At 72.7% G+C, this 14,197-nt stretch carries 15 protein-coding genes; 11 read left to right on the plus strand and 4 right to left on the minus strand.

Features of this window, described 5'->3' with window-relative positions; genetic code table 11:
• Positions 1-8 precede the first annotated feature (8 nt).
• From AB0K37_RS11900 to aroQ, 3 genes are read left to right on the plus strand one after another with little or no spacing between them, the layout of a single operon-like run.
• Positions 9-518, plus strand: coding sequence for a shikimate kinase (locus AB0K37_RS11900; RefSeq protein WP_363978639.1), 510 nt, complete (start codon positions 9-11; stop codon positions 516-518).
• Complete coding sequence (gene aroB, locus AB0K37_RS11905; protein ID WP_363978642.1) at positions 515-1,588, plus strand: 3-dehydroquinate synthase; 1,074 nt, start codon at positions 515-517, stop codon at positions 1,586-1,588. The genes AB0K37_RS11900 and aroB overlap by 4 nt, the downstream gene beginning before the upstream one ends.
• Complete coding sequence (gene aroQ, locus AB0K37_RS11910) at positions 1,585-2,028, plus strand: type II 3-dehydroquinate dehydratase (RefSeq protein ID WP_363978645.1); 444 nt, start codon at positions 1,585-1,587, stop codon at positions 2,026-2,028. Before aroB ends, aroQ begins: the two co-directional genes overlap by 4 nt.
• Positions 2,029-2,070: 42 nt before the next feature.
• On the opposite strand, the gene AB0K37_RS11915 is transcribed toward aroQ, so the two are convergent.
• Positions 2,071-2,646 (minus strand): TetR/AcrR family transcriptional regulator, encoded by a 576-nt coding sequence (locus tag AB0K37_RS11915; RefSeq protein WP_363978647.1) that lies wholly within the window; start codon positions 2,644-2,646, stop codon positions 2,071-2,073.
• A gap of 182 nt (positions 2,647-2,828) precedes the next feature.
• On the opposite strand from AB0K37_RS11915, the gene AB0K37_RS11920 reads away from it, so the two are divergent.
• Positions 2,829-3,494 carry an enoyl-CoA hydratase-related protein gene (locus AB0K37_RS11920; RefSeq protein WP_363978650.1) on the plus strand — a complete coding sequence of 222 codons (666 nt, stop codon included), beginning with the start codon at positions 2,829-2,831 and terminating at the stop codon, positions 3,492-3,494.
• Between the two features lie 80 nt (positions 3,495-3,574).
• On the plus strand, positions 3,575-4,621 hold the full coding sequence (locus AB0K37_RS11925; RefSeq protein ID WP_363978653.1) for an LLM class F420-dependent oxidoreductase: 1,047 nt from the start codon (positions 3,575-3,577) through the stop codon (positions 4,619-4,621).
• Here AB0K37_RS11925 and AB0K37_RS11930 read toward each other — a convergent pair.
• Positions 4,596-5,273, minus strand: coding sequence for a hypothetical protein (locus AB0K37_RS11930; protein WP_363978656.1), 678 nt, complete (start codon positions 5,271-5,273; stop codon positions 4,596-4,598). The genes AB0K37_RS11925 and AB0K37_RS11930 overlap by 26 nt on opposite strands.
• 160 nt (positions 5,274-5,433) lie before the next feature.
• Complete coding sequence (locus AB0K37_RS11935) at positions 5,434-6,912, minus strand: FAD-dependent oxidoreductase (RefSeq protein WP_363978659.1); 1,479 nt, start codon at positions 6,910-6,912, stop codon at positions 5,434-5,436.
• 157 nt (positions 6,913-7,069) lie between these two features.
• On the opposite strand from AB0K37_RS11935, the gene AB0K37_RS11940 reads away from it, so the two are divergent.
• The 6 genes from AB0K37_RS11940 to AB0K37_RS11965 all read left to right on the plus strand — a co-directional run bounded on the left by AB0K37_RS11940 (position 7,070) and on the right by AB0K37_RS11965 (position 12,058).
• Positions 7,070-8,161 (plus strand): Xaa-Pro peptidase family protein, encoded by a 1,092-nt coding sequence (locus AB0K37_RS11940; RefSeq protein WP_363978662.1) that lies wholly within the window; start codon positions 7,070-7,072, stop codon positions 8,159-8,161.
• 33 nt (positions 8,162-8,194) lie between these two features.
• Positions 8,195-8,752 carry an elongation factor P gene (gene efp / locus AB0K37_RS11945; RefSeq protein ID WP_179833869.1) on the plus strand — a complete coding sequence of 186 codons (558 nt, stop codon included), beginning with the start codon at positions 8,195-8,197 and terminating at the stop codon, positions 8,750-8,752.
• A 1-nt stretch (position 8,753) separates the two neighbouring features.
• Entirely contained in the window at positions 8,754-9,170 is a 417-nt protein-coding gene (nusB, locus tag AB0K37_RS11950) for a transcription antitermination factor NusB (RefSeq protein ID WP_363978666.1), read from the plus strand.
• Between the two features lie 358 nt (positions 9,171-9,528).
• Positions 9,529-10,248: a methyltransferase domain-containing protein gene (locus AB0K37_RS11955; RefSeq protein WP_363978669.1), complete on the plus strand. Its 720-nt coding sequence runs from the start codon at positions 9,529-9,531 to the stop codon at positions 10,246-10,248.
• A 4-nt stretch (positions 10,249-10,252) separates the two neighbouring features.
• Positions 10,253-11,518 (plus strand): DNA polymerase IV, encoded by a 1,266-nt coding sequence (locus tag AB0K37_RS11960; protein WP_363978672.1) that lies wholly within the window; start codon positions 10,253-10,255, stop codon positions 11,516-11,518.
• Positions 11,519-11,665: 147 nt separating this feature from the next.
• Positions 11,666-12,058, plus strand: coding sequence for a DUF3040 domain-containing protein (locus AB0K37_RS11965; protein ID WP_185023574.1), 393 nt, complete (start codon positions 11,666-11,668; stop codon positions 12,056-12,058).
• A 252-nt stretch (positions 12,059-12,310) separates the two neighbouring features.
• On the opposite strand, the gene AB0K37_RS11970 is transcribed toward AB0K37_RS11965, so the two are convergent.
• Positions 12,311-14,197: DUF3488 and transglutaminase-like domain-containing protein (locus AB0K37_RS11970; RefSeq protein ID WP_363978675.1), on the minus strand; the 1,887-nt coding region annotated here is incomplete at its 5' end.

Below are 14,197 nucleotides of genomic sequence, written 5' to 3' on the forward strand. Positions count from 1 at the left end.
GCGGTGCCATGCGACCGAAGGCAGTCATCATCGGGCCGCCCGGCTCGGGCAAGTCCACGATCGGCGCCGGGCTGGCCGACCGCCTCGGCGTCACGCTGCGCGACACCGACGCCGACGTCGAGCGGGCCGCGGGCAAGCCCATCGGCGAGATCTTCATCGACGACGGCGAGGAGCGCTTCCGCGCGATGGAGCGCGCCGCCGTCGCCGAGGCGCTGGCCGAGCACGACGGCGTCGTCGCGCTCGGCGGCGGCGCCGTCCTCGCGCCCGAGACGCAGGACCTGCTCGCCGGGCACACCGTCGTCTACCTGCGGGTCGGCCTCGCCGAGGCGATCAAGCGGGTCGGCCTGGCGTCGGCGCGGCCGCTGCTCGTGCTGAACCCGCGCAGCCAGATGCGCAAGCTGCTGGAGGAGCGGCTCCCGATCTACGAGCGGCTCGGCACCGTGGATGTCGACACCGACGGGCGCGAGCCCGCCGACATCGTCGAAGAGGTCGTGAGGGCCCTGGAGGGGGACGCGTGACGCAGGCCCGGGTGCACGTCGGCGGCGCCGACCCCTACGACGTCGTCATCGGGACGGGCGTGCTCGGCGAGCTGCCCTCCCTGGTCGGGGAGCGGGCCCGGACCGTCGCGGTCGTCCACGCCGAGGGGCTGCCGCAGATCGCCCGCCCCGTGTGCGGGGCGCTCGAACAGGCCGGGTACGCCGTGCACGCGCTGCCCGTCCCGGACGGCGAGGCCGCCAAGGAGGTCGGCGTCCTCGCCGGGCTGTGGTCGTCCTTCGCCCGCCTCGGCATGACCCGCACGGACGTCGTCGTCGGCGTCGGCGGCGGCGCCACCACCGACCTCGCCGGGTTCGCGGCGGCCTCGTGGCTGCGCGGCGTCCGGGCGGTGCTCGTCCCGACGACGCTGCTCGGCATGGTGGACGCGGCGGTCGGCGGCAAGACCGGCATCAACGTCCCCGAGGGCAAGAACCTCGTCGGCGCGTTCCACCCGCCCGCCGGCGTCCTGTGCGACCTCGCCACGCTGGTGACGATGCCGCGCGAGGACTACGTCAGCGGCCTCGCCGAGATCATCAAGGCCGGCTTCATCGCCGACCCGCAGATCCTCGCCCTGGTCGAGGACGACCCGAAGGGCGCCGCGCACCCCGACGGCCCGCACACCCGCGAACTGGTCGAACGGGCCGTCCGGGTCAAGGCCGGCGTCGTGTCGGCCGATCTGAAGGAGAGCGGCCTCCGCGAGATCCTCAACTACGGCCACACCCTCGCGCACGCCATCGAGAAGAACGAGGAGTACCGGTTCCGGCACGGCCACGCCGTCGCGATCGGCATGGTGTACGCCGCCGAGCTGTCCCGCCTCGCCGGGCGGCTGCCCGCCGACGTCGTCCGGCGGCACCGCGACATCATCGAGGCCGTGGGTCTCCCGGTCTCCTACGCCGCCGACTGGCCCGGCCTGCGCGCCACCATGACCATCGACAAGAAGTCGCGGGGCGCCACGCTCCGGTTCGTCGTCCTCGACGGCATCGCTGAGCCGGGCCGCCTCGAAGGCCCGGACGAGGACCTGCTCGCCGCCGCCTACCGGGAGATCGCCCGATGACCCGCGTCCTCGTCCTGAACGGCCCCAACCTGCGCCGCCTCGGCGTCCGCGAGCCCGACACCTACGGGACGGCCAGCTTCGACGACCTGGTCGCCGTCTGCCGCGACGCGGGCCGCCGCCTCGACCTGCAGGTCGAGGTCCGGCAGACCGACGACGAGGCCGAGATGATGCGCTGGCTGCACGAGGCCGCCGACGGGCGCGTCCCCGTCGTGCTGAACCCGGCCGCGTTCACGCACTACTCCTACGCGCTGCGGGACGCGGTCGCCCAGCGCACCGCCCCGCTCGTCGAGGTCCACATCACCAACCCGGCCGCCCGCGAGGAGTTCCGCCACAACTCCGTCGTCGCGGGCGTCGCCACCGGAACCATCGCCGGTTTCGGCACCATGTCCTACGTCCTGGCCCTGCAGGCTGTAGCCGAGCTGGTCGCCGAGAACTCCTAGCCTGCGTTCGCGCGCGTGGTCGAGGCCGGTTCGAGACGGGCTTCAGCCCTCCTCGGCGGCGCTGCGGGCCATGTCCTTGAGCTCGGCCACGACGTCGTCCAGGGGGGCGACGTCGCGGTGGGCGCGGCACAGGATGGTGGCGCCCTCCACGGCCGCGACGATCAGGCGGGCGAGGCGGGACGCGCGGTCGTCGGGGACGCCGGCGTTGCCGAGCCCGGTGGCGAGGGTGTCCTGCCAGCGCCCGAACGCCGCCGCGGCGGCCGCGGCGAGCTGCGGGGCCTCGTCGTGGGACTCGACGGTGACGGCGACGACGGGGCAGCCGGCGCGGAACTCGCTTTTGATCAGGACCTGCCGCCACCAGCCCGTGAAGGCGTCCACGGCGGACGCGGCGTCACCGCCCTCGGTGGCGGCGAGGATGCCGGCGTTGAGGAACTCGCCGGCGTAGCGGACGGCCTCCTCGGCGAGCTGCGCCTTGCCGCCGGGGAAGTGGTGGTAGATCGACCCGCGCGGGGCGCCGCTGTGCGTGATGACGTCGCGGAACCCGGTGCCGCTGTAGCCGCGCTCGCGGAAGAGGTAGGCGGCGCTGCGCACCATGCGTTCCCTGCTGTCCGTCCCCATGGGACGATTATGACATTCATCATACGGTCCTCGCGTTGACCATGACGACCGTCATGGAGAACTTTGACTATGCCGGACGTCATAACTAGTACTCGCGAGTAGGGTCACCTCAGGAACGCGGTACGGGACGCGATACGAACCGGCTCCAAGAGCGGGGCCGGGCAGGGGAGAAGGAGACGTTCGTGATCGACCTCCAGCGCGACGGAGACGTGTACGTCCTGCGGTTCGACGCGGGCGAGAACCGGTTCGGCCCCGAGTTCCTCGACGCGGTCGAGGGCGCCCTCGACTCCGTGGCGAAGAACGACGGCCCGGGCGCGCTCGTCACCGTCGGCACCGGCAAGTTCTACTCCAACGGCCTGGACCTGGAATGGCTCGGCGCCAACCAGGACAGGTTCGAGGAGTACCTGCGGCGCGTGCACGCCCTGTACGCGCGCGTCCTGTCGATGCCGATGCCGACGATCGCGGCGCTGAACGGCCACGCCTTCGCGGGGGGCGGCATGCTCGCCCTCGCCCACGACTTCGCCGTCATGCGCACCGACCGCGGCTACTTCTGCCTGCCCGAGGTGGACCTCGGCATGACCTTCACCCCCGGGATGAACGCGCTGATCACGGCGCGGCTGCCGAAGGCCGCCGCCCACGAGGCGATGATCACCGGCCGCCGCTACTCCGCGGAGCAGGCGCGCGAGGCCGGGATCGTGCAGCGCACCGCGTCCGAGGAGGAGGTGCTGCCCGCCGCCGTGGAGTGGGCGGCGTCGCTGGCGAGCAAGAACGGAGCGGTGGTGGCGACGATCCGCACCGCGATGTACCGGCAGGCGCTGGACGCGCTGAACGGTCCCGCGCTGCCGTGACCCCTCCTCTCGGACGCGGGCCGGGAGTAGGTTACGTTCGACTGGAATCGGATTCGGTTTAGGAAGGGGCGCGGGACACCATGCGCATCGGTATGGCGCTCAGCTACTCGGGCGGTTTCAAGGAGACCGTCGAGGAGCTCGCCGACTACGAGAAGGCCGGCCTCGACATCGTCTACGTCGCGGAGGCCTACAGCTTCGACGCGGTGAGCCAGATGGGCTACATCGCCGCCAGGACCGAGCGGGTGGAGATCGCCTCCGGCATCCTCAACATCTACTCGCGCACCCCGACCGCGATCGCCCAGACCGCCGCTGGGCTGGACTACGTCTCCGACGGGCGGTTCACGCTCGGCATCGGCGCGTCCGGCCCGCAGGTCATCGAGGGCTTCCACGGGGTCCCCTACACCGCGCCGCTCGGCCGCACCCGGGAGATCATCGAGATCTGCCGCAAGGTGTGGCGCCGCGAGCGCGTGCAGCACGACGGCAAGCACTACCACCTGCCGCTGCCGGAGGGGCAGGGCACCGGCCTCGGCAAGGCGCTCAAGCTCATCAACCACCCGGTGCGCGCCGACATCCCGATCATGGTCGCCGCGATCGGCCCGAAGAACGTCGAGCTGACCGCCGAGATCGCCAACGGCTGGGAGCCGATCTTCTACATGCCGGAGAAGGCCGCGGAGGTGTGGGGCCCCTCGCTCGCGGCAGGGAAGGCCAAGCGCGACCCCGCGCTCGGCGAGCTCGACGTGGTCGGGCAGTCCCCGCTCGCCATCGGCGACGACGTGCAGGGCTTCCTGGAGTTCGGCCGCCCGATGGCCGCCCTCTACATCGGCGGCATGGGCGCCAAGGGCAAGAACTTCTACAACGACCTCGCCCGGCGCTACGGCTACGAGAAGGAGGCCGAGGAGATCCAGGACCTGTACCTGGACGGCAAGAAGGACGAGGCCGCCGCGAAGGTCCCCCAGGAGCTGCTGGAGAAGATGTCCCTCATCGGCCCCGAGGGGCACGTCCGGGAGCGGCTCGCCGCGATGAAGGAGTCCGGCGTCACGACCCTCAACGTGGCCCCGATCGCCGGCGACCACAAGAGCCGCCTCGCCCTGATCGAGAAGGTCAAGGAGATGGCCGCCGGACTCTGACGGGCCGCCTCCTCCGACGGCGGCGGAGACGGCCCAGCCAGAAACCCGTCCCGGGCCCGAACGGCGGGACGTCCAGCTCGAACAGCACGCGGAGCAGGACACCGCCGCCGAAGAGGGCGGATCCCCACCTCAGGGAGGCGCCCGGATCGCCCACCGAGCCGGCGGGGCGCGGATCGAGGCGGCCGCGCGGGTCGTACAGGACCTGGACGCGTTCGCCTCGATCCGCGACTTCGGACCCGGTCGTCATCGTCCGCACCCGCGGCTCGGCGCAGGCGAGGTCGTGGTCGTAGTAGACGTCCGTGGTCGTGTTCCCGTTGCTGTCGGTGCTGGTGACCTCGCGCCGGTCGACCTTCTGGACCGTGCACGCCGTGGTCCGGCCACGCTCGTGCAGAGCCTGGTCCGACACCGCGCCCGCGACCACGGACGCTCCGATGCCCAGCAGGAAGAAGGCGCCGAAGAAGACCAGGACGTTCTCGTAGCGCAGCTGTGTGAAGACCAGCAGGGCGTATCCGGCCATCATCATCACGAAGAACAGCGCCGTGCCCGCCCAGTTGCCCGCCAGCGCCGACGGCCCGTAGGCGTTCAGGGCGGCCTGAGCGACGATCAGCGCCACCCCGGTCAGGGGCGCGCCGACCGCCAGCAGCGCCGCCACCGCCCACTCCGGCCGTTTCCCGTACCCCACCATCGGAACCCGTTCCGTCGTCCGTCCGTGTCCCTGGATGAGACGCGCGGATCCGCCGACCGGATCGCCATCTGATCCTTACTTCTCGCGGCCGGCGGAATCGTGCGGGGAACGGCTCGGGAGGGGCGGCTCAGAGCGCCGCGTCGACCTCCTTGGCGACGCGCTCGCCGGAGCGGACGGCCCCGTCCATGTAGCCCGTCCAGTAGCCGGACGTCTCGGTGCCCGCCCAGTGGACCGGGCCGCACGGCTCCCGCAGCGCCGGGCCGAACGCGGTGAGCGCGCCGGGCGGGGCGACGCCGACGGGACCGCCGCCGCTCCACGTCTCGTTGTCCCAGCGCTGGAAGGCGGTCAGCTTCGGGTTCGCGGCCTTCTCCCCGAACAGCCTGGTGAACGAGTCGAGTCCCGCGGCCCGCACGTCCGCGGCCGGCGCGCCGTCCAGCCTCCTGATGTTGGCCTGGTTCATGAAGCCCATCAGGATGCCCCGCGACCCGTCCGGCGGGCTGTTGTCGAACGTCGCGTCGATGGCGCCGCTGTCGGCCACGGCCTGCCCGGTCAGCCCGTCCTCCCGCCAGAACGGCGTGTCGTAGACGGCGACGAACTTGGAGACCGATCCCATCGGGTAGCGCTGCATGAGCTGCGCCCGGCTCGCGGGCAGCGCCGGCGAGAAGTCGATCTTTCCGGCGATCGCCGGGGACATCGCCACCACGACCCGCTTGGCCGACACCGTGATCCCGTCGGCGGTCACCGTCGCGCCGCCCGCCTCCACGGCGATCGACCGGACCGGCGCGTTGTAGTGGACGATGTCGCCGAGCCGCGCCGCCAGCCGGACCGGCACCTCCTGCGAGCCGCCGACGAACCGCGACTCCTGCGCCCCGCCCTTCGTGTGGATCAGCCGGTCGATCGTCCCCGGGTTGGCCTCGTTGCCCGCCGAGGCCGCGTAGTTCAGCAGGTAGAGCAGCGAGACCTCCTGCGAGCGCATCGACAGGGTGGAGGAGGCGAACGCGTCCATCAGGAACCGCGCGCCGCTGCTCAGGGAGTTGGCCCGCGACCAGGTGTGGAAGGTCTGCGCGTCCCATTCCTCCGCCTTGGCCGCCTTCCACGGCTCGCCGACCGGCACCTCCTTGACCATGCCGCCGAGCTTGAGCAGCGCCAGCTCCAGGTCGACCACCCCCCAGTCCGGCGGGACCGCGCCGAGCAGGCCGTCGGTCGCGTACAGCGACCGCTTGCCGTCCCGGTAGTAGACGTTCTTGCCCTCGTTGTAGGTGGCGTAGGTGTCGACGCCCATGTCCTCGGCGAGCGCGGCGATGCGGTCCTGTGTCGGGCCGATGAACTCGGCGCCGCCCTCGTTGGTGGTGCCGTCGCCGAGCGGCATCCCGTAGACGCGGCCGCCGGGGCGGTCCCGCGCCTCCAGCACGACCACGGACCGGCCCGCCGCGACGAGGTCGCGGGCGGCGGTGAGGCCGGAGAGCCCGGCGCCGACGATCACCACGTCGGCGGTGAGCGGCGCCGTGCGGGCGGCGGCGGAGGGGGCCGCGGCCGCGGTGACGACCGCTCCCGCGGCGGTGAGCGCGCCTGTGCCCAGCAGTCTTCTACGGCTGACTCGGGTCAAGGGGAATCACTCCTGGGGAAGTCCACGGGGTCGGACGTTCGGGGGGACGGAGCACACGCCGGGTCACGCTAGGCCAGCTCTCGACCAGAAGTCGAGGGTTCTTCATGTTCGTGACCGCGTTGAGACGGCCGTCTCGCGATGATCTAGAGTCCTGGCCATGGGGGAGACTCACTACGCGCGGCGCCGCCGGCTCGCCGCGCTCGTCGCCGACCGGGGCGCCGCCGCACTGCTGGTGACCCGCCTGGTCAACGTCCGCTACCTGACCGGTCTGGACAGCTCGCGGGCCGCGCTGCTCGTCCCGGCCGACGGCCCCGCCGTGCTCGCGACCGACGGCCGCTACGCCGGGATGGCCGCGCAGGTCTGCCCGGAACTGCCCGTCGTCGTCGACCGCCAGGTGGCGGAGGCGCTGGTGCGGCGGGCGGCCGAGGACGGCCACGGCCGCATCGGCTTCGAGGCCCACGACCTGACCGTCGAGCACCATACGGCCCTCCTCGGCGTCGCGCCTCCCGACGGAGCCGCCGCCGAACTGGTCCCGCTCGGCCGTCTCGTCGAAGAGCTGCGCATGGTGAAGGACGAGGAGGAGATCGGCCTGCTGCGCGAGGCGTGCGCCGTCACCGACCGCGCGTTCGAGGCCGTCCTGCCCGAGATCCGCGCCGGGGTCACCGAGCGCGCCGTCGCGATCGCCCTCGAACGGGCCATGGTGGACCAGGGAGCCGAAGGCCCCGCGTTCGAATCGATCATCGCGTCCGGCCCCAACGGCGCCGTCCCGCACCACCATCCGGGCGGCCGCGAGCTCCAGCGCGGCGACCTCGTCACCATGGACTTCGGCGCCCTCTACGGCGGCTACCACGCCGACATGACCCGCACCGTCGCGATCGGCGAGCCCGCCGCCTGGCAGCGGGACGTCTACGACCTCGTCCACCGCGCCCAGGCCGCCGCGCTGGCCGCCGCGCTGCCCGGCGCCGACACCAAGGACGTGGACGCCGCCGCCCGCGACGTCATCGCGGAGGCCGGGCACGGCGAGGCGTTCACCCACGGCCTCGGGCACGGCGTCGGCCTGGAGATCCACGAAGCGCCGCTCATGGGGTACGACAAGACCGGTAAGCTGATGGATCGGGTTCCGATCACCGCTGAGCCGGGGGTCTACCTCACGGGCCGGGGCGGGGTCCGCATCGAGGACACGCTGGTGGTCCGCGCGGGCGGGCCGGAGCTCCTCACCACAACGACCAAGGACCTGCTCGTCCTGTAGGACGCGCGGGCCCGCGACCGGGAGAACAACGCAGTGGCGACGACGAACGACCTGAAGAACGGCATGACGCTGAACATCGACGGCCAGTTGTGGACCGTCCAGGAGTTCCAGCACGTCAAGCCCGGCAAGGGCGGCGCGTTCGTCCGCACCAAGCTCAAGAACGTGCTGTCGGGCAAGGTCGTCGACAAGACCTTCAACGCCGGCACCAAGGTCGAGGTGGCCAGCGTCGACAAGCGCGAGATGCAGTACCTCTACCGCGAGGGCGAGGACTTCGTCTTCATGGACACCGAGACCTACGACCAGCCGCACATCCCCGCGGCCGTCGTCGGCGACGCGGCGAACTACCTGCTCCCCGAGCAGAACGCCGTGATCGCCTTCAACAACGAGAACCCGCTCTACGTCGAGCTGCCCGCCGCCGTCGTGCTGGAGATCACCGAGACCGAGCCCGGCCTGCAGGGCGACCGCTCCACCGGCGGCAGCAAGCCGGCCACGCTGGAGACCGGAGCGCAGATCCAGGTCCCGCTGTTCATCACCACCGGCGAGAAGGTCAAGGTCGACACCCGCTCCGGCGAGTACCTCGGCCGCGCCTGAGATGGCAGCGCGCACCAAGGCCAGGAAACTCGCCCTCGACATCCTGTTCGCCGCCGAGCTCCGGGAGGAGGAGCCGACGGCGGTGCTCGCCGCCCGCGGCCGGCCCAACCAGGACGAGCTCGCCGAGTACCCGCACGCCGTCCGGCTGATCGAGGGCGTCCAGCAGAACCGGGAGCGCATCGACGAGCTGCTCGCCACCTACGCGACCGGCTGGACGCTCGAACGCATGCCCGTCGTCGACCGCAACATCCTGCGGATGGGCGCGTTCGAACTCCTGTGGGTCGACGACGTCCCCGACGGCGTCGCGGTGAGCGAGGCGGTGGGCCTCGCCACCGAGCTGTCCACCGACGAGTCCCCCCGCTTCGTCAACGGCCTCCTCTCCCGCCTCCAGCAACTCAAGCCCTCGCTGAGTCTTTGAGCTCTTATCTCCTCCTTCGGGCCTTGGCGGCCCTCCATCGTCGATAAAAGCGGGCGATCGCTGGCATCGCTTCGTCTCGCCTTGCGGCTCGCTGCGCGATCAGGTTCTCGCAAGCTCGAACCTGCCTTCGGACGCGATCGCGGCCATTGAGGTGGTTGCGGGGTTGCGGAGCGGGCTGGGGCGGGGTGCTCGGCCGTACCCGCATCGGCATCGCTCGGACCTGCCGGCGAGCGCGTGACTTCCGTGGGCGGCCGGGCGTGGAGGAGGAGTGCACTGCAATAAGCTCTCCTTGATGACCAACGTTAGGGGAGCGGGTGTGACCGGCCGGCAGCAGAAGCGGGTGCGGGGTGGCAGTCGCGTGCGCAGTGCCGTCCTGTGGGACGCCCTGCGCGCGGTCCTCGACCGCATCACTCCCGAGGCCGGCCAGAGCGATGTCGTGGACGTCGGCGGGGGGACCGGCGGGTTCGCCGTCCCGCTCGCCGAGCTGGGGCACCGGGTCACCGTGGTCGACGCCAACCCGGACGCGCTGGCCGCGCTGGAGCGCCGGGCCGCCGAGTCCGGGGTGCGGGTGCGCGCCGTGCAGGGCGACGCGGTGGACCTGCCCGACCTGCTCGGCCCGGACGCCGCCGACCTCGTGCTGTGCCACAGCGTCCTCGAGTACGTCGACGATCCGGGCGCGGCGATGGCGGCGCTGACCGGCGCCGTCCGCCCGGGCGGCTCGGTCAGCGTGCTGGCGGCGGGGCAGGTCGCGGCCGCGCTGCACCGCGCCGTGTCCGGGCACTTCGACGACGCGCGGCGGGTGCTGACGGACCCGTCCGGACGGTGGGGCGAGGGCGACCGGATGCCCCGCCGGTTCACCCGCGAGTCGCTGTCGGAGCTGGTGAGCGGCGCCGGGTTGCGGGTCGCCGAGCTGCACGGCGTCCGGATCTTCGCCGACCTGGTGCCGAGCGGCCTGCTCGACGGCGACGCCGACTCCGCGGACGCGCTCATCGCCCTGGAGTCCGTCGCGGCCGTCCATCCCGTCCTGCGGGACCTCGCCACCCAGCTGCACCTGGTGGCGGACAAACCGGCCGGCTAGCACCGTGAGCCGCAAGCAGCAGCTGCACCGGCCGGGGCCGCAGCCGGGCCCGCCCGCCGACGACACCGGCTGCACCATCCTGCACGTCGACATGGACGCCTTCTTCGTCAGCGTCGAGCTGCTGGAGCGGCCCGAGCTGCGCGGGCGTCCCGTCGTCGTCGGCGGCGCAGGGCCGCGCGGCGTGGTGTCCGCGGCCTCCTACGAGGCGCGCCGGTTCGGCGTGCACTCGGCGATGCCGATGACGCGGGCGCGGCGGCTGTGCCCGCAGGCCGTGGTGCTGCCGGTGAGCCACGGCAAGTACGGCCGCGTGTCCGCCGCGGTCTTCGAGATCTTCCGCTCCGTCACGCCGCTGGTCGAGGGCCTGTCGCTGGACGAGGCGTTCCTCGACGTGGCGGGCGCCCGGCGGCGGCTGGGCCGTCCCGCCGAGATCGCGCAGCTCATCCGCGACCAGGTGCGCGACCAGCAGGGCATCACCTGCTCGGTCGGCGTCGCGACCACCAAGTTCGTCGCGAAGCTGGCCTCGACCCGGTGCAAGCCCGATGGGCTGCTCGTGGTGCCGGCTGACGGCGCCGTCGACTTCCTGCACCCGCTGCCCGTCGCGTCCCTCTGGGGCGTCGGCGAGCGGACGGAGCAGGCGCTCACCCGGCTCGGGCTGCGCACCGTCGGGCAGCTCGCCCAGGTGCCCCTCGCCACGCTGCAGCGCGAGCTCGGCAACGCGCTCGGCGCGCACCTGCACGAGCTGGCGTGGGGACGCGACCCGCGCGAGGTCGTTCCGCACACGCCCGACAAGAGCATCGGCGCCGAGGAGACCTTCGACACCGACGTCGACGATCCCGAGATCATCCGGCGGGAGCTGCTGCGGCTGGCGGAGCGGGTCGGCGCGCGGCTGCGCGAGAGCGGGAACGCCGGCCGGACGGTCAGCGTCAAACTGCGGATGGCCGACTTCAAGACGATCACGCGGGCGCGCACGCTGGCCGAGCCCACCGACCTGGCTCGTGTGATCTATGTCACAGCCCGCGAGCTGTACGAGGCGTCGGGCCTGGAACGGGTACGACTCCGTTTGGTCGGGGTGCGGGTGGAGAACCTGGGTCCCGCCGGCGAGGCCCCCCGTCAGCTCGCCCTCGACGAGCCGGACAGCGGCTGGCGTGAGGCCGAGCGAGCCATGGATCAGGTCGCGCACCGGTTCGGGCGCGGCGCGGTGCGCCCCGCCGCGCTGGTTCGGCGTGCGGCGGAGGGTGACGCAGGGGACGGCAGGGACGGAAGACAATGAAAGAAGGCTGTGAGGTGACCGGCGCCGGGCCCTCGGCGGGCCGTTCGCTTTCGTACGCTCGAGAGTCCTCGTATTCTGGGCATATCACCGTTGACGTTCGCGTCCCGCATCGGATACTCCGTCGCGGAGCTGTCGCTGGGAGGTGCCGTGCCGCTGTCTGAGCACGAGCAGCGCATGCTCGAACAGATCGAATCGGCGTTGTACGCCGAGGATCCCAAGTTCGCTCACGCGGTTCGCTCGACCAACCCCCAGGTCCATTACAAGCGCCGGATCGTCAAGGCGGCCCTCGGTTTCGCGGTGGGCGTCTGCGCGCTGATGGCCGGCCTAGTGATCAACGCGGGGACGGTCACGATCGCCGTCAGCGTGACGGGCTTCCTGCTGATGGTCGTGTGCTGCGTCTGGGCGCTGACGAGCTGGAAGCGGATGACGGGCATCGGCAACGAGCCCGCGCGCGGAGGCGGCCGCCAGGCGCGCCCCGCCAAGGCGGGCTTCATGGAGCGCATGGAGGAACGCTGGCGCCGCCGCACCGAGGGTGATTGAGCGGCGTCTGGAGCGAAGCGGAAGACGACGCTCAGTCCCCTTTTCGGGGGGGCTGGGGGTTGTCCCCCCAGGATGTGATTGAGCGGCGTCTGGAGCGAAGCGGAAGACGACGCTCAGTCCCTTTTCGGGGGCCTTGGGCGGTCGTCCCTCCAGTGTGTGACTGAGCCACTCGGTGCCGGCTAGACGACTCGTCCCGGCCGTACGCGGGCTTTTCCGCGGGGCCGGGACGAACGTGTGTCCGGGGGTGAGCGCCTACCGGCGGCGGAGGCGGGACGGCAGGTCGTTCAGTCGGGCGGTGGCGTCGAGGGCGCGGTCTCCGGCGGTGCGGAGCGCGGTGCGGGTCTGCTCCACCGTCGACGGCGGCAGCAGGCGGGCGCGCCACCGGGCCCGGCGCCCCACGGACGCGGCGAACGCATCCCGGACGATCCGCACGTCGGCGCGCAGCCGCTCGGCGGGCTCGGAGGCGCGGGTCCGCGAGTAGCGCGCCAGTTCCTCGGCGCGGGCGATCCGGGTGAGGGCCTGAACGCTCGGCGCGTCCATCTCCAGCAGTTCCCCGAGCCGGCGGGCGGCGGCGCGCGGGGAGTCGCTGGCCCGCCATTCCAGGCCGTGGTCGAGCGCGTCCGCGCGCATCTCCTGCCAGGCGGCGTGCGCCGCCCCGGCCGGATCGGGCGTCCGCGTCCCGTTCGGGGATTTCCCCGGCACGGCGGGATCCGGCGTCCGCTTGCGGCGCGGGTCCGCCTCCTCGGCCGGACCAGGGGAGGCCTTGCGCCGCTTGCGCGTCGGTGTCCCGGTGGGCGAGGCGGTCAGGGCCGCCCAACGGCGCCACCGGGTGAAGAAGCGCAGCGTCATCGGCACGGCCATCAGCAGCAGCACCAGCAGGGCGCCGGCGAGCCACCGCGTCGCGGTGAACCCGCTGTCGTCGCCCTCCTGGACGTCGGTCGCCGCGCCCGCGCCCTCGTCGTTGCGGTGCCGGGGACCGCTGGGCGTGGCGGTCGAGCCCGCGTCGGGCGACGAGGTGTCCGGCGCCTGCGTGACCTGGTCGTCCGGCCCGCCGCCGGTGCTGACCGCGGGCTGGCTGTACGCGGGGGCGAGGGCCGTGCCCTGCCCGGCGGCGCCGCTCGGCGTGGGCTCGAAGCGCACCCATCCCGAGCCCTCGAAGTACAGTTCGGGCCAGGCGTGCGCGTCGCGCGACCGCACCACCCACTCGCCGGGCTTGACCTCGCTGCCCGGGGTGTAGCCCATCGCGACCCGCGAGGGGATCCCGAGGATCCGCGCCATCAGCGCCATCGCGGCGGCGAACTGCTCGCAGTAGCCGCGCTTGCTGTGCAGGAGGAAGTCGACGAGGTCGCTGCCGTGCTGCGGCGCGGGCGCGGACAGGTCGTAGGTGAACCCGCCGGACAGGGTGAACCAGCGCTGCAGCCGGACGGCCTGGCCGAGCGCGGTCGCCGACCCGGCGGTGACGTCCGCGGCGAGTTTCCTGACCTGCGGCGGGACGTTCTTGGGCACCGCCGTGTAGTGCGCGACGATCTCGGGCGGGTAGGGGCCCGAGGCGGCGAGCTGCCCGGCGGTCGGCTGCGGGATCAGGCTCCTGACGGTGTAGGAGCGTCCGCCCGCCGAGTCGCGCAGCGAGTAGATCATCAGCGACGGGCCGTGCACCCGCCAGTCGCCCTTGATGGACACCTTGGCCGGGGCGTACGGCACCGGCAGGAACGTCATGTTCTTGACCTCCGGCCGCACCCGCACCTCGGTCGTCACCTCGCGCGAGGGCGCGGCGGTCAGCCCCGGCGGGGCGGGGAGGGCGCGGTCGCCGCTCAGCCGGTCCTTGGAGCTGCTCTTCAGCGGGCTGTAGGTCCACCGGTCGCCGTCGAACCGGTCGAGGGCGTAGAGACGGAGGTAGCCGGGGCTCTCCGGGGCGTCGCTGCGGTAGGTCAGCACGGTCGAGTCGTCCAGCCGGGTCAGCTCCCGCTTCAGGCTGACCAGGGGGTCGGGCGTCGTCACGGTCTGCGTGCCCCTGCCGGAGCCGCCGCCCACGCCGAACACGCCGCGCGGGTGGAGCCCGGGGATCGCCGCCGGCAGCAGTACGGCCACGGCGACCGTGCCGGCCGCGATCCGGCGGCCGCTGGCCGCCAGGGCCGAGGC

The sequence above is a fragment of the Actinomadura sp. NPDC049753 genome, from assembly GCF_040674655.1.
In the GTDB taxonomy this organism is placed as follows: domain Bacteria; phylum Actinomycetota; class Actinomycetes; order Streptosporangiales; family Streptosporangiaceae; genus Spirillospora; species Spirillospora verrucosospora.

Excerpts from the sequence above, each read along its gene's own strand:
- AB0K37_RS11900 (WP_363978639.1), top strand. The coding sequence starts at position 9 with ATGCGACCGAAGGCAGTCATCATCGGGCCGCCCGGCTCGGGCAAGTCC.
- aroQ (WP_363978645.1), top strand. The coding sequence starts at position 1,585 with ATGACCCGCGTCCTCGTCCTGAACGGCCCCAACCTGCGCCGCCTCGGC.
- AB0K37_RS11915 (WP_363978647.1), bottom strand. The coding sequence starts at position 2,646 with ATGGGGACGGACAGCAGGGAACGCATGGTGCGCAGCGCCGCCTACCTC.
- AB0K37_RS11925 (WP_363978653.1), top strand. The coding sequence starts at position 3,575 with ATGCGCATCGGTATGGCGCTCAGCTACTCGGGCGGTTTCAAGGAGACC.
- AB0K37_RS11940 (WP_363978662.1), top strand. The coding sequence starts at position 7,070 with ATGGGGGAGACTCACTACGCGCGGCGCCGCCGGCTCGCCGCGCTCGTC.
- nusB (WP_363978666.1), top strand. The coding sequence starts at position 8,754 with ATGGCAGCGCGCACCAAGGCCAGGAAACTCGCCCTCGACATCCTGTTC.